At 62.9% G+C, this 13,614-nt stretch carries 13 protein-coding genes; 3 read left to right on the top strand and 10 right to left on the bottom strand.

The window, feature by feature from the left end; all coding sequences use genetic code 11:
- Window positions 1-41: 41 nt before the first annotated feature.
- Complete coding sequence (locus tag FJ958_RS03335) at window positions 42-839, top strand: sterol desaturase family protein (protein ID WP_140739391.1); 798 nt, start codon at window positions 42-44, stop codon at window positions 837-839.
- Between the two features lie 237 nt (window positions 840-1,076).
- Here FJ958_RS03335 and FJ958_RS03330 read toward each other — a convergent pair whose 3' ends face one another.
- From FJ958_RS03330 to FJ958_RS03310, 5 genes are all read right to left on the bottom strand, one after another.
- Window positions 1,077-1,958 carry an aldose 1-epimerase family protein gene (locus FJ958_RS03330; protein WP_140739388.1) on the bottom strand — a complete coding sequence of 294 codons (882 nt, stop codon included), beginning with the start codon at window positions 1,956-1,958 and terminating at the stop codon, window positions 1,077-1,079.
- Between the two features lie 171 nt (window positions 1,959-2,129).
- Entirely contained in the window at window positions 2,130-2,846 is a 717-nt protein-coding gene (locus FJ958_RS03325) for a Bax inhibitor-1/YccA family protein (protein ID WP_140739385.1), read from the bottom strand.
- 41 nt (window positions 2,847-2,887) lie between these two features.
- Complete coding sequence (locus tag FJ958_RS03320) at window positions 2,888-3,661, bottom strand: anti-sigma factor (protein WP_140739382.1); 774 nt, start codon at window positions 3,659-3,661, stop codon at window positions 2,888-2,890.
- On the bottom strand, window positions 3,658-4,179 hold the full coding sequence (locus FJ958_RS03315) for a sigma-70 family RNA polymerase sigma factor (RefSeq protein WP_181176266.1): 522 nt from the start codon (window positions 4,177-4,179) through the stop codon (window positions 3,658-3,660). Before FJ958_RS03315 ends, FJ958_RS03320 begins: the two co-directional genes overlap by 4 nt.
- A gap of 123 nt (window positions 4,180-4,302) precedes the next feature.
- A complete protein-coding gene (locus tag FJ958_RS03310) occupies window positions 4,303-4,896 on the bottom strand; it encodes a histidine phosphatase family protein (protein ID WP_140739377.1) in 594 nt (197 codons plus the stop codon).
- A gap of 127 nt (window positions 4,897-5,023) precedes the next feature.
- Between FJ958_RS03310 and FJ958_RS03305 the strand changes: the two genes are divergently transcribed.
- Both FJ958_RS03305 and mazG read left to right on the top strand, forming a co-directional pair.
- On the top strand, window positions 5,024-6,208 hold the full coding sequence (locus tag FJ958_RS03305) for an amino acid aminotransferase (protein ID WP_140739374.1): 1,185 nt from the start codon (window positions 5,024-5,026) through the stop codon (window positions 6,206-6,208).
- Between the two features lie 79 nt (window positions 6,209-6,287).
- Complete coding sequence (gene mazG, locus FJ958_RS03300) at window positions 6,288-7,112, top strand: nucleoside triphosphate pyrophosphohydrolase (RefSeq protein ID WP_140739371.1); 825 nt, start codon at window positions 6,288-6,290, stop codon at window positions 7,110-7,112.
- Window positions 7,113-7,171: 59 nt separating this feature from the next.
- Here the strand turns inward: mazG and hflX are convergent, their stop codons facing one another.
- From hflX to FJ958_RS03275, 5 genes are all read right to left on the bottom strand, one after another.
- Entirely contained in the window at window positions 7,172-8,563 is a 1,392-nt protein-coding gene (gene hflX, locus FJ958_RS03295) for a GTPase HflX (RefSeq protein WP_140739368.1), read from the bottom strand.
- Entirely contained in the window at window positions 8,564-8,809 is a 246-nt protein-coding gene (gene hfq, locus FJ958_RS03290; protein ID WP_006202172.1) for an RNA chaperone Hfq, read from the bottom strand. It lies immediately after the preceding gene.
- 145 nt (window positions 8,810-8,954) lie between these two features.
- Window positions 8,955-9,818, bottom strand: a complete 864-nt coding sequence (locus FJ958_RS03285) for a D-amino-acid transaminase (RefSeq protein WP_140739365.1) — start codon at window positions 9,816-9,818, stop codon at window positions 8,955-8,957.
- A 92-nt stretch (window positions 9,819-9,910) separates the two neighbouring features.
- Entirely contained in the window at window positions 9,911-11,272 is a 1,362-nt protein-coding gene (locus FJ958_RS03280) for a sigma-54 dependent transcriptional regulator (protein WP_140606866.1), read from the bottom strand.
- A complete protein-coding gene (locus tag FJ958_RS03275) occupies window positions 11,262-13,547 on the bottom strand; it encodes a PAS domain-containing sensor histidine kinase (protein ID WP_181176265.1) in 2,286 nt (761 codons plus the stop codon). The genes FJ958_RS03280 and FJ958_RS03275 overlap by 11 nt, the downstream gene beginning before the upstream one ends.
- Window positions 13,548-13,614 lie beyond the last annotated feature (67 nt).

Here is a 13,614-nt window from a genome sequence, read left to right as displayed (position 1 = left end):
CAGGCCGCGTCGGCGACAGACAAGGCGATAGAGGCGGGTGAATGGATATCTTTGGCATCAAGGCGCTGCTGATCTGCGCATTGATCTTCATTCCGTTCGAGCATGTGTTCGCCGAGCGGCCGCAAAAGATCTTTCGCAAGGGCTTGGATGTCGATCTGATCTATCTGATGTTCAACGCCTTCATCATAAAGATGGCCATGGTCCTGATGGCGGCCGGCATCTTCCACGTCGCCGCAGTCCTTGTCCCACAATCGGTGACGCGAGCCGTCAGTGGTCAGCCCGTCTGGCTGCAGGTTGCTGAAATCATCCTGATCACCGATATCGGCGTCTATTGGGCACATCGGGCCTTCCACAAAATCCCCGCGCTTTGGAAATTCCATGCGGTTCACCACGGCATTGAGGAACTGGACTGGCTCGGCGCTTTCCATTCCCACCCGGTCGACGCGATTGTCACAAAGGCGATATCGCTGACGCCGATCTTTCTCCTCGGGTTCTCCGAAGCCTCGATCGCCGTCTTTTCGATGATCTACTTTGGGCACACGATGCTCGTTCATTCGAACCTGCGGGTTCCGTTCGGCCCCTTGAAGTGGCTGATCGCCAGCCCGCAATTCCATCGCTGGCACCATGCCAACCAGCGCGAAGCCTATGACAAGAACTTCGCTGGGCAACTGCCCCTCCTCGACGTGGTGTTCGGCACCTATAATGCCACCGGCAACAAGGCGCCGGAAAAGTATGGCGTCGATGATCCGATCCCTGCCAGCTATTTCGGACAGATCGGCTATCCGCTCCGGCCCCGCAGGAAGGTTTCGAACCGAGCAGTGCCGAACGCCGAGGCCTGACGGCTGACATCGAGAACGCAGGACCTGTTATCAATCGACATTGGCGGTGTCGCCTGGTGGCAGCAGACGTTGCATCGCGGGTCGGTTTTTGACGGTGCCAGCAATAATTCTAAGCCTCCACATCTGCCTCGGGGCTTTTTCGGCATGTAACAATGGCTGAAGTGAGCGCGCCTGTGCCGATAAAGCCAAGTTTGATTGGGTACCCCGCGGCGTTGGTTCTGGATGGTTGCCCGCCGATCAGCGAGCCCCCTGCTCCAGCCGGATCCGATAGCTCAGCGAACGCTTCACGCCCGGCTCGATCAGCATGAGGCCGGGCTTGTCGCTGAACTCGCCGTCGAACCCCACCGGGCTTGCGATGCCATGCCACGGTTCGATGCACAGGAACGGTGCACCGCCTGGCTTTGACCAGATGCCCAGTTCCTCAAATCCCTGCCATGACACTTCGATCGCTGGACCATGCTCGGCGGCATAGCGCACGCTGGTGCCGGCAGGCTGATCCAGGATGACGGCGTCGTCGTCGAACAGCCGTTCGGAGAGCGTTAATGTCTTGCCCCTGATCGGTGTTGGCCACGACTGCGGGAGCAGTAGGCCATCCTTGAGCCGGCGGATCGGCGCCGGTTCGGCCTCGGCAAAGGTCAGCCGGTAGGCATCCTTGGGCAGTTCCGGCAACAGCGGCCAGTTGAATGCCGGGTGCGCGCCGATTGAGGCCGGCAACGGCTCGTCGCCGGTGTTGGTGATCCCGATGGCCACGCCGAGCTGCTGGCGCTCCAGCGTGTAGGTCACAGCCAACCGAAAGGCGAAGGGGTAGTGCGCGCGCGTATCGGCGTCGTCGGTGAGGACCAACGTACAGGACCGGGGGCCCGTTTCCGCCCACTCGAACAGCTTGTCGCGCGCGAAGCCGTGCTGCGTCATCGGATAGGTCCTGCCGCGATGGCGCAGCTGGTCGCCCTTCAGGCGGCCGACGATCGGAAACAGCACTGGAGAATGGCGGCGCCAGGCTGGTCCGGCCTGCCACAGGAACTCAAACCCCCGCGCATCCCGTAGCGAAACCAGTTCGGCGCCTTGCCCGGCTACAACAACCGAGATGCCGTCGCCATGAAGCGTTTGGCTGTCTGCCACATGTCCTCGCGCGATGTTGAAGGCTGGTGTGGCGCAGACTAGCAAAAGCTCTCGGGGACTCAAGATGTAGCCGGGTCTTGCCGGAACGAATTGTGGCCGGAGGAGAAATCCTCCGGCCACCTCTCCGCATCAAGGACGATAATCCTCGCCCTTGCCCACAGCGGACAGTCGTTATTCGCGCTCGCCGGTGAAATTCAGCAGCAGCTGGAAGATGTTGATGAAGTTCAGATAGAGCGAGAAGGCGCCGAAGACGGCTAGCTTCTGCCGAGATTCGGCATCGAAATTCTCGGCATATTGTTCCTTGATCGTCTGCGTGTCCCAGGCGGTCAGGCCGATGAAGACGGCGATGCCGATGACCGAGATGGCGAACTGCAGCGCGGTCGAGCCGAGGAAGATGTTGACGACGCTGGCGATCACCACGCCGATCAGGCCCATGATCAGGAACGACGAGAATTGCGTCAGGTCGCGCCTGGTCGTGTAGCCATAGAGGCTGGTGGCACCGAACATCGTGGCGGCAATGAAGAAGGTGCGCGCGATGCTGGTTCCGGTGAAGACCAGGAACACGGAGGCGAGCGACAGACCCATCACCGCGCAGAACGCCCAGAACATCGCCTGCGCGCTTGCCGCCGACATGGTCTGCATCTTGAACGAAAGCAGCATGACGAAGGCGAGCGGCGCCAGCATCACCACCCACTTCAACGGGCTGGAGAAGATCGGCACATAGAGCGCCGGCGTCGACGACACCATGAAGGCGACCAGGCCGGTGACCACGAGGCCGAGACCCATATAGTTGTAGACGCGCAGCATGTGCTGGCGCAGGCCCTCGTCGTACATGGCACCGGTTTGGGCGCCGGTGCCCACGCGGTATCCCAGATTGGGGGTATTCATTGGGTTCTCCTTTGTGAATCAGTCGGTAAAGCGTGGACCGGTCAGTAAAGCGTTCTGGCGAGCGTCTCGGCGGCGCGGTCGAGATCATGAACCCCGCTGCGCGCGACCACCGCATAGGCGACCTCGCCGATCTGGAAGTAGGCCGCGGAAATATCGCCCGAGGGTGCAACGGTCGGCTTGACCACATCGAAGGTTCCCGGCCGGATCGCAAACAGCGACACCAGGCCCATGTCCGTGGTATCGACCGCCATCTCGACGCTCGGGCCGAAGCGCGACGGATAGATCTGCACGTCGCGCACCTTCCACTCCTTGGGTAGCGACGGCATGACGATCGCGGTTGCCGCACGAATCTCGCCCGCATTATAATCGGGCGCTTCCGGCTGCGACGGCATGGTTTCGCGTACCAAAGTCGTCCTGTGCGCGCGCACCGCCTCGTCGACATAGGCGGGCGGCTGCGGCGAAGCGATGACCTTGGTTACAGACATTGGACCGATGATGCCGTTCGCCAGCCAACCGGCGGCAACGAAGGCGGCAACGGCAGCAGCGCGCTGCAAGACGCCGAAGATGCGGCCGCGCGCGAGCCCTCTCTCCAGCCGCCGCGCCGCGTCGGCGGTCGCCGGCCGCGCCATGCCTTTGGAGCCGGCGAGCGCAACACGCAGTTCATCGCGGGTCCTGAGATCCGACATCACGCGCGCGGCCGCCTCCGGTCGCGTCGACAGGAAAGCCTCCACCTCTATGCGGCGGGTGACATCGAGCTGGTCGTCGACATAGGCGTCGAGATCGGTGTCGGTCACGGGGTCGACAAGAGCGGTCATGTGTCGCCTCCCACAATCCTGAGATGATTTTTGCCGCGCGCCGGGGCGGCGTCTTCCATCTGGCGCAAGGCGGCGCGCGCCCTGCCGATGCGCGACATCAGCGTGCCCAGCGGCACGCCGGTGGCATTGGCAGCTTGCTGATAGGAAAGCCCTTCGATGGCGACCAGATGCAACGCCGAACGCTGTTCTTCCGGCAGGTTGAAAAAGGCGTCCCGCACCTGCGCCAGGCGCACCGAATGCTCCTGCGGCGCCGGTGTGCTGGCGTCGGCAAGATATCCGGCCTGTTCGACGCGCACCGCTTCCGAGCGGCGCGAGCGCATGCGGTCGACAAACGCGTTGTGGACGATCGACAGCAGCCATGCCCGCAGATTTCCGCCGGAGCGGAAGGTGCCGCGCCGCTCATAGGCGCGCACCAGCGCATCATGCACGAGATCCTCGGCATCCGCGCTGTCGCGCGTCAGCGACTGCGCGTAGCGCCGCAGCGGCCCGAGCTGTCCAACAATATCGAAGCGTGGCATCGACCGTTTCATGCCCTGTTTACGGAGCGTGTGGGGATTTTGATCCCATCCGCGCTGTTATTATTCGCTGGGATTGCCGAAGTGGATCGACCGCCTCGCCTCACCCCGGGGTTCCGACCCACATCAGGTCTGGAGCGACTTTGCCGGTTTTGGGGCAGTTACCCCGCAGGCACGCAACACCCACCTGCGGCCGTCGCTGCGAAACTCGGTGATGCTCAGCGGCTCGATGTCGATCTTCCCGCCGGCGGTAAGCGGCGCACCAAGCACATGCAGGATCGCGGCGCGGATGATGCTGGCGTGCGTCACCGCGATTGTGTGCCCATGCTGGGCGATCAGTCGGCCCATCAGGCCCGAGGCCCTGCCGGAGACATCGGCAAGCGACTCGCCACCGTGCGGCGCCGCATTGGGGTCCGTGAGCCAGGCGGTGATGTCCGCGGGCTGCTCGGCCCGCACGTGCGCGAAGCGCCGGCCGGCCCAGCGGCCGTGGTCCTGATCGGCCAGAAGCGGTTCAACCGATGCGTCCAACACCAGCGCCTCGGCGGTCTGCCGGGCACGAAGCGCCGGGGCTGTCCACACGCGGTCGGCACGGCGCAATATTCCGCGCATAGCCTTCGCCAGCGTTAGCGATCGCGGCTCCAGCGGCTCATCCTCCGGGAACGCACCCTGCCGGGTCGCGGCCGTGGCACCGTTGCAGATCATCGTCAGCCTCACGAGCATAGAGCGTTCCCTGGAGCCGTTGAAAGCGGCACGGTCAGGTGCCGGTTTTTGCCTTGATGTAACCAAAACCGCTGGTGAAGCGCGTTCGATTTGCGTATCACTCCGCCGCGCCAACGGAACCATAGCGATGTTCGAAGATCTTCAGCCAGCTCCCGCCGACAAGATTCTTGCCCTGATCGGCCTCTATCGCGCGGATCCGCGTCCCAACAAAGTCGACCTCGGCGTCGGCGTCTACAAGGATCGCGACGGCAAGACGCCGGTGATGCGTGCCGTGCGCGAAGCCGAAGAGCGGCTGCTGCAAGGTCAGGATACCAAGACCTATCTTGGACTAGCCGGCGACACCGGGTTCAACACGGTGATGGCCAAGCTCGCCTTCGGCCCGGGCGCGGACATGTCGCGCATTCGTGCGGCACAGGCGCCCGGCGGCTCCGGTGCGCTGCGGCTGGTGGCGGAACTGCTCAAGCGGACGCGCGCGGACGCAACCGTCTGGCTGTCGAACCCGACCTGGCCGAACCATATGCCGGTGATGCGCGCCGCCGGGCTGCAGATCCGCGAATACCCCTATTTCGATGCGGCCTCGGGCGCGGTTCGTTTCGACGGCATGCTGGCGGCGCTGCGGACGGCCACGAGCGGCGACGTGGTGCTGCTTCATGGCTGCTGCCATAACCCGACCGGCGCCAACCTTGATGCTGTCCAGTGGGCTGCCGTTGCCGAACTGGTCGTCGAGCACGGCCTGCTGCCGTTTGTCGACATCGCCTATCAGGGCTTCGGTGACGGTCTCGAGGCCGACGCCCTCGGCTTGCGGCTGCTGGCGGCGAAAGTTCCCGAAATGGTTGTCGCGTCGAGCTGCTCGAAGAATTTTGCCGTCTACCGCGATCGTGTCGGTGCGGCAATGGTCCTGGCCAAGGACGGCGCGCAGGCCGATGTGGCGATGAGCCAGATACTGTCGGCGGCACGTGCCATGTATTCGATGCCGCCGGACCATGGGGCGGCGACGGTGCGCATCGTGCTGGAAGACGCCGCCTTGCGTGCCGACTGGGAAGCAGAGCTGGAAGAGATGCGCCTGCGCATGCTCCGCCTTCGTGTCCAGTTTGCGGAGGCGCTGCGCCGCCAGTCCAACTCCGACCGCTTCGATTTCGTCGCCAACCACCGCGGCATGTTCTCGCGGCTTGGCCTCACGGAAGCGCAGGTCGAGCGGCTGCGTACGGAGCACGGCGTTTATATGGTCGGCGACAGCCGCATCAATGTCGCCGGGCTGCCTGAAGACGGAATGGATGACCTCGCCAAGGCCATCGTTTCCGTGCTCGACTGAAGCGGCTGACCAGTGGACAAGGCGCCCTCGCCGGCTGACAGCATTGGCCGCGCGGCGGCCGCAGGATAGCATCCGTACCATGACGCCATCGAAAGATATTTCGCGCCTGATCGAGATCATGGCGGCGTTGCGCGCGCCGAAGACGGGCTGCCCGTGGGATGTCGAGCAGGATTTCTCGACCATCGCCCCCTATACGATCGAGGAAGCCTACGAGGTGGCGGATGCCATCGCGCGCGGCGACCTCGACGATCTGCGCGACGAGCTCGGCGATCTCCTGCTGCAGGTCGTCTACCACGCGCGGATGGCCGAGGAAGCCGGCGAATTCACCTTCGGCGACGTGGTCCAGGCCATCACCACCAAGATGATCCGCCGCCACCCGCACGTTTTCGGCGACGAAAAGGCCCGCAGCGCCGGCATGGCGAAGGGCATGTGGGAGAAGATCAAGGCCGAGGAGAAGGCTGAGAAGCGGCAGGCCCGCCTCGACCGCGGCCTCGACCCCGAAGACAATGGCAAGGGGTTTCTGGACAGCGTTCCAGTTGCCCTGCCCGCCTTGACGCGGGCGCTGAAACTTCAGGAAAAGGCAGCCCGCGTCGGCTTCGACTGGAGCGAGGCGGCCCCCATCCTCGACAAGATCGAGGAAGAGATCGGCGAACTGCGCGAAGCGCTGGCCAAGGGCGATACGGCGTCGATCAAGGATGAGTTCGGCGACATGCTGTTTGCCGTCGTCAACCTCGGCCGGCACCTCAAGCTCGATTCGGAAGCCGCGTTGAGCGGCACCAACGAAAAATTCCGGTCGCGCTTCCACTATGTCGAGCTGGCCCTGGAAAAGTCCGGCAACACGCTGGAAAACGCCGGTCTGGCGGAGATGGAAGCACTCTGGCAGGAAGCGAAGCGTGTAAAATAGGCCTATAGGCCAGCAACTCCAGACGGGAAAGGCTACACTTTTCCTGGAATTGCTCTGGGTTACCCGTTGTTTTTGCGGCGCAATCGGCTCTCTATCTCTTCGCGGGCGCTCCGCGTGGCCTTGAGCGAGATGGTGGCGCTGCCGTCGTCATTGTCGGTTCGCGAAACGATATCCCCATTGCGATAAAGCCAATCGACAAGGCCGAATTGGGCTGGCTCGATCGTCACCGTCAGGTCCTCGATCTCGCCCGCCATTCGTGTCTCGATGATCGCCTTCAGCGCTTCGATGCCTTCGCCGGTCACCGCCGATACAGCGATCGGCGGACCCTTGATGCCGTCGGCCGCATCGGCAAGCAGCCGGCTCCTGTTGCCTTCGTCGAGCCGGTCGATCTTGTTCCAGACTTCGATCACACGCTTCGTGTCACTGGCATCGACGCCAAGATCCGCCAGGATGCGCTCGACGTCCTCGGCTTGCGCTGCCGTGTCGGGATCGGAAATATCGCGCAGATGGATGACGAGATCGGCCTCGACCACCTCTTCCAGAGTGGCACGAAAAGCGGCGATCAGATGCGTCGGCAGGTCCGAGATAAAGCCGACAGTATCCGACAGGATGATCGGCGTGCCATGCGGCAGGCGCACGCGGCGAAGGGTCGGATCGAGCGTGGCGAACAGCATGTCCTGCGCCAACACCCCCGCCCCGGTCAGCTTGTTGAACAGCGTCGACTTGCCCGCATTGGTGTAGCCGACAATCGCCACCACCGGGAACGGCACCTTCTTGCGCTTGGCCCGGTGCAGGTCGCGTGTGCGCCGCACTGTTTCCAGCTCGTGCTTCAGCTTGATGATCTTTTCCTGCAGCTGCCGCCGGTCGGACTCGATCTGCGTTTCGCCGGGGCCGCCGAGAAACCCGGCGCCGCCGCGCTGGCGTTCAAGGTGGGTCCAGCTGCGCACGAGCCGGCCCTTCTGGTAATTCAGATGCGCCAACTCGACCTGCAGCGTGCCTTCCTTGGTGCGGGCGCGCTCGCCGAAAATTTCCAGGATCAAGCCGGTGCGGTCCAGCACCTTGGCATTGAATTCCTTCTCCAGATTGCGCTGCTGCACCGGGGTCAGCGGATGGTCGACGATGACCAGCTCCGCGTGGTTCTCCTTGACGATTTCGGCGAACTCTTCGACCTTGCCGCTGCCGAGCAAGGTCGCCGGACGCGGGTCGTTGACGGTCACCACAGCCGTATGGACCGGATCGAGATTGATGGCGCTGGCGAGGCCGACCGCCTCGTCATGGCGCGCGTCGGCCGAACGCGTCAGCCGCGGACGATTGGTTTCGTCATCACTGCGCGGCTGGCGGGTAAGGACCGGCACGATGACAACGGCCCGGGTTGGACCCCCGGCTTCCGTCCCGGGATGGTGCGCTGGTTTTCCGCGAATCGTGCCGTCCGCGTCTTTCTCGCGTGCCAATCAGGCGCCCTGGCTTTCCTCGCCATCGAACATCTGAACCGGCTGGCTCGGCATGATCGTGGAAATGGCGTGCTTGTAGACGAGTTGAGAGTGACCGTCGCGGCGCAAAAGGACACAGAAATTGTCGAACGAAGTGACCACGCCGGTCAGCTTCACGCCGTTGATGAGAAAGATGGTGAGCGGGTTCTTGCTCTTGCGAACTGAATTCAGGAACAGGTCCTGAAGGTTTTGCGATCGTTCCGCCATTGTTCTTGTCTTTCGCCGATCCCCTTCGGTTTGCAAGCCAATGCGCCAAATTGTCGGGCACATGTCAAGCGCGCAAACACCGTCTTGCCGTCAGTAACGACAAGCAGAACGAGATATATTGATGTTCATTCCACCTGTGCGGTTATCAGGCTGGACTTTTTTCCGCAATGTCAAAAAAGGCCTGCCGCAACGAAAGTGTTATTGATCCGGGGTGCCCATTGGCGACCGGATCGCCGTCGATAGCCACGACAGGCATCGCGATTGTCGTCGCGGAACTGATGAAGGCTTCCTTTGCCGCCTTGGCTTCGGCGACGGAAAAGCCACGCTCCTCGATCTTCAAGCCGAGTTTGGCCGCCACCTCGAACATGGTGGTGCGGGTGATGCCGCGCAGGATGCCGTGCTCGGCCGGCCTCGTGACCAGGACGCCATCCCTGGTGATGATCCAGGCGTTGGACGAGCCACCTTCCTTGACGTTGCCATCGGCGTCGACGAACCAGGCTTCCTGCGCGCCGGCTTCCTTCGCCTTCTGCTTGGCCAGGACGTTGGGCAGCAGGCCGACGCTCTTGATGTCAACGCGATCCCAGCGATTCTCGGGCACGGTGATAACGGCAATGCCAGTTTCGGCGCGTTTGGTGCCTGCGGCGGGATCGGCCTTCCTCGCGGTCACCACCAGGGACGGCTTGGTGTCCGCCGAAGGGAAGACGAAGTCGCGGCTGGCGACGCCGCGCGTCACCTGGACATAGACCAAGCCATTCACGACATTGTTGCGGTTCACCACTTCACGCAGGATGAGCGGCAGCACGTTGCGTGTGACCGGCCAGGCGATCGACAGTTCGGTCAGCGAGCGGTTGAGCCGGGCAAGGTGGCGCGGCATGTCGACGATGAAGCCGCGGGCCACCTCGCAGACCTCGTAGACGCCATCGGCGAACTGGTAGCCGCGGTCCTCGATGTGCACGGCGGCGTCCGCATGAGCGACGTAGCGCCCGTTGACATAGGCAATGCGTGGCATCGGCGACCCCTGGAAAACTCTCGGGCTTTCTTATGTGATTCCGCCTTTGCCGTAACTGGCAAATGCTTGGCCCAGGCGCGGCTGATTGGATGTCAGACGCCCAGCGACTTCAGCTTGCGATGCAGTGCTGAGCGTTCCATGCCGATGAATTCGGCGGTTTTGGAGATGTTGCCGCCAAACCGGTTGATCTGGGCGATCAGATAGTCCTTCTCGAACTGTTCACGCGCCTCGCGCAGCGGCAGCGCCATGATGTGCTGGTCGGACTGATTCGGCGTGCGCGGCATGACATCGCCGATCTCGGAAGGCAGAAGGTCAGCGGTGATCGGCGCATCGACATCGTCGCCACGCGCCAGGATCATCAGGCGCTCGACATTGTTGCGCAACTGGCGGACGTTGCCCGGCCAGTTATGCGCCTGCAGCACGGCGAGCGCATCATCGCCGATGCGGCGCGGTTTTATGCCTGCCTGGCGGGCGATCTGCTTCATGAAATTGTCGACGAGATAGGGAATATCCTCGCGCCGCTCGGCCAGTCCCGGCACCATGACCGGCACCACGGCCAGACGGTGGTAAAGATCCTCCCGGAAACGGCCATCGGCAATCATGGCTTCCAGGTTCTGCGAGGTTGAGGAAATGATGCGAACGTCGACCTTTACCCGTTTAGTGCCCCCTACCCGCTCGAACTGCTGTTCGACAAGGACGCGCAGGATCTTGTTCTGCGTTTCGCGCGGCATGTCGGCCACTTCGTCGATATAGAGAATGCCGCGGTGGGCCTCCTCGAGCGCGCCGACCTTGCGCTCGGTGCCGTTCGATTCAGTACCGAACAGCTCGATCTCCATGCGTTCGGGCGTGATGTTGGCGGCGCTCAGCGTCACGAACGGTGCGCCCTTGCGCGCCGACAGCGTATGGATGGCGCGTGCCGCCAGTTCCTTGCCCGAACCGGAAGGGCCAACGATCATCACGCGGCTGTTGGTCGGCGCGACGCGCTCGATGGTCTGGCGCAGCTGGCTCATCGCCGATGACATGCCGATCAGGTCGAAGGTCTCGCCGCTGCGCTGCTTGAGATCGGAGACCTCGCGCCGTAACTTCGAGGTCTCGAGCGCACGCTCGGCGATCAGGATCAGCCTGTCGGCCTTGAACGGCTTCTCGATGAAGTCATAGGCGCCGCGCCGGATGGCGGAGACCGCTGTTTCGATGTTGCCGTGGCCGGAGATCATCACCACCGGCAGGTTCGGGTGCATGGTCTTGATCTCGTCGAGCAAGGCCAGTCCGTCCAGACGCGAGCCCTGCAGCCAGATGTCGAGGAAAATCAGCCTCGGCGCCCGATCGGCGATCGCCGCCAGCGCGCTGTCGGCGTCGAATGCCGTACGGGTTTCGTGACCTTCGTCGCTCAGGATGCCTGCGACGAGCTCGCGGATGTCTTCCTCGTCGTCGACGATGAGAATATCAGACGCCATTACCGACCTTTTCAGTTTCTCTTTCGTGTTCCGCCCTGCTTTCGCCGCGCGGTGGCGCGCCGGCCGCAGGCGGCAGGATGATGCTGATCATAGCGCCGCGACCGCCATGGAAATCCGCGGGCGCATCATGGAGTTCCAGCCTGCCGCCATGGTCTTCCACGATCTTCTTGACGATAGCGAGACCAAGCCCGGTCCCCTTCTCGCGTGTGGTCATATAAGGCTCGAGCAGCCGTTGGCGATTTTCGCGCGGCAGGCCCTTGCCATTGTCGATGACGTCGATTCGAATTGCGCCATTCTGACGGCCGGCTTGAATCCGGATTATGCCGTGCGAACCGTCCTTTTGTTCCAGTCCGTCGATTGCCTCGGCGGCGTTCTTGATCACATTGCCGAAGGCTTGCGCCATCAGCCGGCTGTCGAAAGTGCCCTTGAGCGGTTCGTTGCCGAATATCCGTTCGAAGGTGATGTCCGCGCGGCTGACTTCGACCAGGAACGAAGCCTCGCGCAGCGCTTCGCGCAGGTCTATGGCCTTCATCTCGGGTTTGGGCATGCGTGCGAAAGCCGAGAATTCATCGACCATGCGGCCGATGTCCTCGACCTGCCGGATGATCGTGTCTGTACACTGGTCGAAAACCTCGCGATCCTCGGTGATGACCTTGCCGTAGCGCCGCTTGATGCGTTCGGCCGATAGCTGGATCGGCGTCAGCGGATTCTTGATCTCGTGGGCAATGCGGCGCGCCACGTCGGCCCAGGCGGAAGAGCGCTGGGCCTGGACAAGGTCGGTAATGTCGTCGACCGTCACGACATAGGATTTTTCCTCGGAGCCGTCGTCGCCAGCCTCGATGGTGATCTGGACATTGAAGGTCCGCTCGGCGCCGGCGCGATAGAAGGTCACCTGCTCGCGGTAGACCGGCTTGCCGGATTTGCGGCCGATCTCGAAGACGCGGCCGACATGAGGCAAAATAGTGGAAAGGTTCTGGCCGAGCGCGGCACTGGCGGAGATGGCCAGCATCGATTCGGCCGAACGGTTGACGATGGTGATGATGCCGTAGGGATCGACGCCGATGACGCCCGCAGTGACGCCCGCGAGCACGGCCTCTGAAAAGCGCCGCCGCTCGTCGATCAGATCCTTTGCCGACAGGATTTCGTTGCGCTGCGATTTCAGCTCCAGCAGCATCTTGTTGAACGTGTCGCCGAGCGAGGCGACATCGCCGTCCGAAGGCCTGACGGGTACCGCGACGTCGAGATTGCCGGTCGCGACCTCGTCGGCGGCACCGATGAGCTGGCGGATGGGGCGCACAAGACGGTCGGCGACGGCAATGCCGGTCCAGATCGCCGACAGGATGATGATCAACGTCAGCGACAGGTAGGGCAGCGCGAACGCCACCTGCGAGGTGCGCCTGTTATCTTCAAGATTGCGATACTCGTCCGTGTTGGACCTGACGATCTGCCGCGCCTTGATCACCTCGGGATCGACAAGGCGGATGGTGTAGAGATAGAGCCCCTCGATCTCGCGCAACTTGACGATGGCGCCCATGATGTTGCGGGTGCGCGGTTCGATCAAAACCGGCTTGCCGTCGCTGGCGCTGCTGACCGCTCCTTCGGGCGGTTCCGGCATGGCGAAATCGGCGTCGGTCTTGGCGCTCATGACGAAAGAACCGTCTGGCTTGATCAGCGCGGCATGCGCCAATCCACGTCCCACGGATTCCTTGTTCATCAGATCGAGAAAACCAGTCCGATCAAGACCATACAGCGTGCGGGACGCATCGAGGTCATAAGCCATCGATAATGTCGTGCCCTGCAGGTTGCGGGCATTTTCCTGCACATAGGCGTCGGCGATCGACAGCGAGGAATTGACGATCGTCTTGGTGCGAATCTCGAACCAGCGATCGAGGCCGATATCGAGCGTGATCGAGGCGATGATCGCCACCATGATGGCGGGAATGGCTGCAACCAGCGCGAACATGGCGACGATGCGCACATGCAGTCGCGAGGCCGCCTTGCCATGACGGCGCGCCATGAGGATGCGATGCACCTCGCGTCCGACCAGCGCGATGAGAACGAGGACGAAAGCGGCATTAAGCCCGATCAGCGCCCAGGTCGTTTTGGCATCAGGCGCGATCGGCGTTGCGCCGACCAGGATGGCGAATGAAATGGCAGCCATGACCAACGCGCCGACGACCGCAACCACGCCGGGCAGCGCCAGCAAGCGGCGCCCGTCGCGCGCGCCGGGTTCACTGAAAAGCTGTTGGTTAAGGGTCGGTGCCTGGGGGGCCATGTCGCCGTGTAGAGCCAATGATTGCGTCCGATCTATGCAATGCATTGTGGCGATTATGCAACAAGTG

It is taken from the genome of Mesorhizobium sp. B2-3-5, from assembly GCF_006442395.1.
Taxonomy (GTDB): Bacteria; Pseudomonadota; Alphaproteobacteria; order Rhizobiales; family Rhizobiaceae; genus Mesorhizobium.
The sequence above is the reverse complement of the archived record's forward strand: the minus strand, read 5'-3'. Positions and strand labels throughout refer to the sequence as shown.

What these genes read in the sequence shown, in the direction of transcription:
- FJ958_RS03320 (WP_140739382.1), bottom strand. Translation starts at nt 3,661, where the DNA reads ATGACCGCTCTTGTCGACCCCGTGACCGACACCGATCTCGACGCCTAT.
- FJ958_RS03280 (WP_140606866.1), bottom strand. Translation starts at nt 11,272, where the DNA reads ATGGCGTCTGATATTCTCATCGTCGACGACGAGGAAGACATCCGCGAG.
- FJ958_RS03285 (WP_140739365.1), bottom strand. Translation starts at nt 9,818, where the DNA reads ATGCCACGCATTGCCTATGTCAACGGGCGCTACGTCGCTCATGCGGAC.
- FJ958_RS03335 (WP_140739391.1), top strand. Translation starts at nt 42, where the DNA reads ATGGATATCTTTGGCATCAAGGCGCTGCTGATCTGCGCATTGATCTTC.
- FJ958_RS03310 (WP_140739377.1), bottom strand. Translation starts at nt 4,896, where the DNA reads ATGCTCGTGAGGCTGACGATGATCTGCAACGGTGCCACGGCCGCGACC.
- FJ958_RS03305 (WP_140739374.1), top strand. Translation starts at nt 5,024, where the DNA reads ATGTTCGAAGATCTTCAGCCAGCTCCCGCCGACAAGATTCTTGCCCTG.
- FJ958_RS03315 (WP_181176266.1), bottom strand. Translation starts at nt 4,179, where the DNA reads ATGCCACGCTTCGATATTGTTGGACAGCTCGGGCCGCTGCGGCGCTAC.
- mazG (WP_140739371.1), top strand. Translation starts at nt 6,288, where the DNA reads ATGACGCCATCGAAAGATATTTCGCGCCTGATCGAGATCATGGCGGCG.
- FJ958_RS03275 (WP_181176265.1), bottom strand. Translation starts at nt 13,547, where the DNA reads ATGGCCCCCCAGGCACCGACCCTTAACCAACAGCTTTTCAGTGAACCC.
- FJ958_RS03325 (WP_140739385.1), bottom strand. Translation starts at nt 2,846, where the DNA reads ATGAATACCCCCAATCTGGGATACCGCGTGGGCACCGGCGCCCAAACC.
- hfq (WP_006202172.1), bottom strand. Translation starts at nt 8,809, where the DNA reads ATGGCGGAACGATCGCAAAACCTTCAGGACCTGTTCCTGAATTCAGTT.